Source organism: Clostridium sp. (genome assembly GCF_032552055.1).
Lineage (GTDB): Bacteria > Bacillota > Clostridia > Clostridiales > Clostridiaceae > Clostridium.
The window spans coordinates 1-5,907 of the sequence record NZ_JAWGSV010000193.1 but is presented as its reverse complement, the minus strand read 5'-3'; the positions used below and the strand labels follow the sequence as shown (position 1 = coordinate 5,907).

At 26.9% G+C, this 5,907-nt stretch carries 4 protein-coding genes and 1 other annotated feature; of the genes, 2 read left to right on the top strand and 2 right to left on the bottom strand.

From position 1 onward, the window contains the following. On the bottom strand, positions 1-1,172 hold a 1,172-nt coding region (locus E6248_RS11980; RefSeq protein ID WP_316341035.1), incomplete at its 3' end, for a Ppx/GppA phosphatase family protein. 344 nt (positions 1,173-1,516) lie between these two features. Next, positions 1,517-1,720, top strand: a binding site (T-box leader). 51 nt (positions 1,721-1,771) lie between these two features. Here E6248_RS11980 and argS point away from each other — a divergent pair. Further along, positions 1,772-3,463, top strand: coding sequence for an arginine--tRNA ligase (argS, locus tag E6248_RS11975; protein WP_316341034.1), 1,692 nt, complete (start codon positions 1,772-1,774; stop codon positions 3,461-3,463). A gap of 186 nt (positions 3,464-3,649) precedes the next feature. Continuing rightward, positions 3,650-4,723, top strand: a complete 1,074-nt coding sequence (locus tag E6248_RS11970) for an AI-2E family transporter (RefSeq protein ID WP_316341033.1) — start codon at positions 3,650-3,652, stop codon at positions 4,721-4,723. A 213-nt stretch (positions 4,724-4,936) separates the two neighbouring features. On the opposite strand, the gene E6248_RS11965 is transcribed toward E6248_RS11970, so the two are convergent. Further along, entirely contained in the window at positions 4,937-5,686 is a 750-nt protein-coding gene (locus E6248_RS11965; RefSeq protein WP_316341032.1) for an acyl-ACP thioesterase domain-containing protein, read from the bottom strand. Positions 5,687-5,907 lie beyond the last annotated feature (221 nt).

Genomic DNA, 5,907 nt, shown 5'->3' with positions numbered 1-5,907 from the left:
TTTATATAAGAATTTAAAATTATATAAAAGGAATGCTTGTGATGGTTATAATAGTTTATACTTATTCCAGAATCATGCAGCATAGTAGAGGTTTTTATAATATTATAAAATTCATCCCCTAATTTATGAAGTGGTTTTAAGGCTTCAAATAAGTTTAATGTAATATTAAAAACATTTTTAGCATGATCTATATTACCGTTTAAGGTATTTAAGATTCCGTTTAAGCTATAATCTAATATATCTTTAGGAATAGTGTAAGTTTTTTCTAAGTACTCATACATTAAGCCTTCTCTTAGCCCCCTGCCAGAAATTATTATTTTGCTACAATGAACTAGGTTAGCAATTTTTTTAAATATTGCAGTACCACCAACAATAATATCAGCTAACTCTGGCTCAATACCATCTAACTTTTGTCTTTGTTTATAGTCCTTACATTTTAATAAATTAAATATTTCTTGGACATCTAAATCGGAAAGTTCATAATTATGAGGAATATCAAAAGGATATCTTTTTCTAACCCTATCTATTTTTCCAACGTTTCTAATAGTTGAAGCAATTCCTATAATTGAATCAAATTTAGTATCCTTAAGCCAATGAAGCTCATCTAACAATTCATTAATAAATTCTGATGCAGTAGTTAAATCTTGAGAAAGAATTCTATCATGTAAATTAAAGTGATAAGTAAAGTTAACACTTCCTATAGGTAAAGTTATACTTTTAATAATATCATCACCTTTTATCCAAGCTATATGAGTATCAGTTCCAGCAACTTCAACCATAAGTGAATTAGTGATAGATATACTTTTTCTGATTCCAAGAAAATTATAATTTATTTCTTCTTCACAAGATAATACTCTTATATCTATATTAAGCTCATCTTTAATTAAGTTAAGTAATGAATCCTTATTTTTAGCATCTCTTAAGGATTCAGTAGCAACAGCAAAAATTTTACTAGCACCTGAAACTGTACATAATGATTTATAAGCTCTTAAAGTAGAGATTATAGTTTTAAAGTTATCATTAGATATGCAATATTCATTTACTAGATCATGTCCTAATCTAATAGAAGTTTTTAGTTCATCAATAATTTTGAAATAACCATTTTCATCAACCTCAGTCAACATAAGTCTAAGGGAACTTGGACCTATATCAACTATCCCAATCCTATCCATATTAACTCCTTAAGTAAAAATTATGAAAACTTTGATATAAACTATTATATAGATGTTTTAATAAATAATCTACATTTTGAGGTCTTATGTTATTTTAAATGAAAAATAGTTTTGAAAGTAAATTATATTAATTGAAATCATAGATTTCTTAAGTTTTATATAGATTGATTGTATAATTACTTAACTGAAATAATTTCATATGATATAACTTAATAAAATATGAAAATTTCATTACAACCTATATATCATTTTAATTTTCAAAGTATAGTAAAGAGATGAGATTTTAGGTTGACAATAAATCTTTTGTTTATGTATAATGTTGATATTATAATAGAATAATAATGATAATATCTATGAAGAGAAGAGTACTATATTTGATTCTTTAAGCGAGTAGGGGATGGTGGAAGCCTTATAAGATAAAGTATGTGGAAAAGAGCCTCGGAGATAGCTACTGAAATTTAAGTAGGATAGTTCGTTTGCTGCGTTAAAGCATTGAGTGGCATTATATATGCAATCAGAGTGGTACCGCGGATTTGTCCGTCTCTTATTTATTTAAGAGGCGGTTTTTTATTTATATGAAGATTTAAGGAGGAGAAATAATGGATTATAAAAAGAAAGTTGCTGAAGCTATTAAAAACCATGTTGATATGGATGTTGAAGCTATAGAAAAGTTAATTGAAATACCACCAAAGAGTGAGATGGGGGACTATGCATTTCCATGTTTCCAATTAGCTAAAGCTTTTAGAAAAGCACCGAATATGATATCTGAAGAATTAAAGGATAAAATAGATAATGATGGATTTGAAAAGATAGTAAATATAGGACCATATGTTAACTTTTTTGTTGATAAGGGAAGCTTTACTAAAAATACTATAACTAAAGTATTAAATGAAGGAAAAGAATATGGTTCAACTAATATAGGAGAAGGAAAAACTATATGTGTAGAATATTCATCACCTAATATAGCTAAACCTTTCCACGTAGGACATTTATTTACTACAGCTATAGGTAATTCATTATACAAGCTATTTAAGAAAGAAGGATATAAGGTTGAAGGAATTAATCACTTAGGTGATTGGGGAACTCAATTTGGTAAGCTGATTTCTGCATATAAGAGATGGGGAAATGAAGAAGCCTTAGAAGAAAATGCAATAGATGAACTTTTAAGAATATATGTTAAGTTCCATGATGAAGCTGAAAAAGATCCTGCTTTAGAAGATGAAGGAAGAGCTTACTTTAAGGCTTTAGAAGATGGAGATAAAGAAGTTGAGGCTTTATGGAAGAGATTTAGAGATTTAAGTTTAAAAGAGTTTGCAAGAATATATGACATATTTAATGTAGAGTTCGATTCATATGCTGGTGAAGCATTCTACAATGATAAGATGGATGTTGTAGTAAATGAATTAAAAGAAAAAAATCTTTTAGTAGAAAGTAATGGTGCTCAAGTAGTAATGCTAGATGAATATAATATGCCACCTTGCATAGTGTTAAAAGGTGATGGTGCTTCTATTTATGCAACTAGAGATTTAGCAGCAGCTATGTATAGAAAGAAAACTTATGATTTCTATAAGAGTATTTATGTTGTAGGAACTCCTCAAGCATTACATTTTAAGCAAGTATTTAAAGTATTAGAGCTTGCTGGACATGAGTGGGCTAATGATTGTGTACATGTAGGTTTTGGTTTAGTTAAATTTGCTGATAGAAAGCTTTCAACTAGAAAAGGTGAAGTTATATTATTAGATGATTTAATTAAGGAATCTGTAGATAAAACTCTAGAAGTAATAAATGAGAAGAATCCTAATTTAGAAAATAAGGAAGAAGTAGCTAAAAAAATAGGTGTAGGTGCTATTGTATTCACATATTTAAAGAACTCTAGAGAAAAGGATATAGTATTTGATTGGAAGGAAATGCTTTCATTTGAAGGTGAAACAGGTCCTTATGTTCAATATTCTTATGCAAGAGCAAACAGTATATTAACTAGGGCTGGAGAGATTTCAGGAGAAGCAGATTACTCTAAATTAGATACTAAGGAAGAATTTGAACTTATTAAAGCATTAGAAGGATTTGCAAAGCAAATACACTTAGCAACTGAAAAGTTAGAGCCATCTATAATAACAAGATATGCTATTGAAGTAGCTAAGCTATTTAATAAATTCTATAACTCTCACTCAGTATTAAACTTAGAAGATGAATCATTAAAGGCTGCTAGATTAAGCCTAGTTAAAGCTACATGCCAAGTAATTGAAAATGCTTTAGCATTAATAGGAATAGAAGTAGTAGAAAAGATGTAATACCCAAATAGCTTACAGTTAAGTCATTAGCTGTAAGCTTAATTTTCTTTTAAAAATAAATGGCCATATATAAAAAATTAACAAATAATATATAGTCAAAATTATTAATTATGATATATTAATAATTAAAAAGGGGGAGATATTATTTTTAATAAGTTTAAATATAGAGATATACTTTTATTAGTTTTGTTAATACTTTCAATAGCACTAATAGGGTATAAGCTAATAGAAAATTATAATTATTTCTTTAATATAATTAGTAAATTATGGTTGTTGCTATTACCTGTAGTTTATGGCTTTATAATAGCTTATATATTAAATCCTCTAGTTAAATTTATAAAGAGAAAATTTAAAACAAAAGAAGGTATAGCTATATTAAGTGCATATGTGCTTTTAATAGTTATTTTAGTAGTTGTAGCTATATTCCTTATTCCCAATATGGTTAACAGCCTTATAGACTTAACAAGTAACATACCTTCTTATATAAAAGAGTGCCAATCTTGGATGAATAGTTTATTAAATAATAGGGAAATCCAAGATATTATTACTTCAACTGGAATAATGGATAATATAAATGATTTAATATCTAAAATTGGTGCAATATCAGTGACTATATTAGAAGGGGCTATATCCTATGCAGTAACTATATCTAGTCAAATTGTTAAGATATTTATAGGATTACTCATATCAATATACGTACTTACTGATAAAGATAGAATAATAAGAGAAAGTAAGAAAATTACCTTCCTTATAATTAAAGAAAAGAAAGCAGTTAAAGTAATAGAGGCAATAAGGATTTATCATAGCATGATAGGTGCATATATTGGGATAAAGGCAATAGATTCTACAATTATAGGATTTATGGCATTGATTTTACTTACTGTTGTTAAATCAGAATATGCATTTTTACTAGCTATTATAGTTGGTATAACTAATATGATTCCTTATTTTGGTCCTTTTATAGGAGAAATAGTGGGATTCTTATTTAATGTATTTGTTTCTCCAACAAAGGGATTAATAGTATTTGCAGTTTTATTATTACTTCAACTATTTGATGGGTGGTACTTAGACCCTAAGCTGATTGGTGATAAGGTAGGGGTTAGACCTTTATTAATAATAGTGGCAGTATTAATTGGAGGAGGATTCTTTGGAGCCATAGGAATGCTTTTAGCTTCGCCTACAGCTGCAACTATTAAGATTTATTATGAGAGATTAATGATAAAGAATAAAGAGATAATAAAAAATGCAGAAAAATATTAGAATTCATTGATAAAGATGTAAGAATAGACGATGAGCTTTTATTATTATCAGATATTAAAGGAAGGAGATAAAATAGCCTATTTATCAATAGGCAGTATAATTTTAATATAAACACATCTTTAATTAACAGGGTATATGACTATAAGAATATAATTATATAAAAAAAGATACATAGTAAGATTTTCTATGTATCTTTTTTTATACAATTAACGACTATAACTTTATCCACTTAAATTCTAATTTAGTAATTGGTTTATTATGGTTGGAATCAAAAATTGTATGTAGAGTGGTTAACTCATTTTCACTACTTATTATTACATCACTATTAACTTCTAAAGTGACTCCATCTGTAGCTTCTTTTTTAAATAAGACTTTTATATTTGAAACTTCATAATTATTTATAATATCTCTAGGTAAGGTGTCAATGGCAATTTCCATATATTTAACGTTGTTAACATGTTTGTTAATATCTACATCACTATAACGAACATGATAATTTTTAGAATATTTAATTTCATTAATATTTAAGAAATCATCCAATGGAATATTTTCTTCTAGTTCTTTTTCTATACTATAAACCTTATATTGATCAGGAGAAATTTTTACTGGCTTCCTTTTTTCAAAATCAATTAAAATTGCTGTAGAAAGACCTGATATAAGAATCTTATCTTTTGAATCTTTTATTGTAAAACTTCTATAGCCATATAATTTCTTTACTCCAACAATATCAGTTTCAACAGTTATAGTATCACGAAATTTAGGATATTCAATAATATCTAAGTCATATTTTAATAATACCCATATACAATTATTAACTAGACCATTATCAGTTTCCCCTAATGAGTCACTTTGAGACACTACTACATCCCATAGATAATTCATTAGTGAAGAGTACTTGCATTTATAATTTGAATCAACGTCATATATATTTATAGTGTATTTTTTGCTAAATTTACTACCCATTTCATTCTCACTCCCTTTGTATAATTTTCAAATAAATATTTAAGTTTGATTAATTTATAATTATTAAACACCTTGGTATATTATTCAAGACTTACTTTATTAATCTTATCCATTTAACATGTTTTTTATTATCTTTAAATCACTAATTAATTACAAATTCCCTATAACCCTTAAAGATTTTTTAAAAAGTAGCCATTTATATACTACTTTTAACCTAGAAT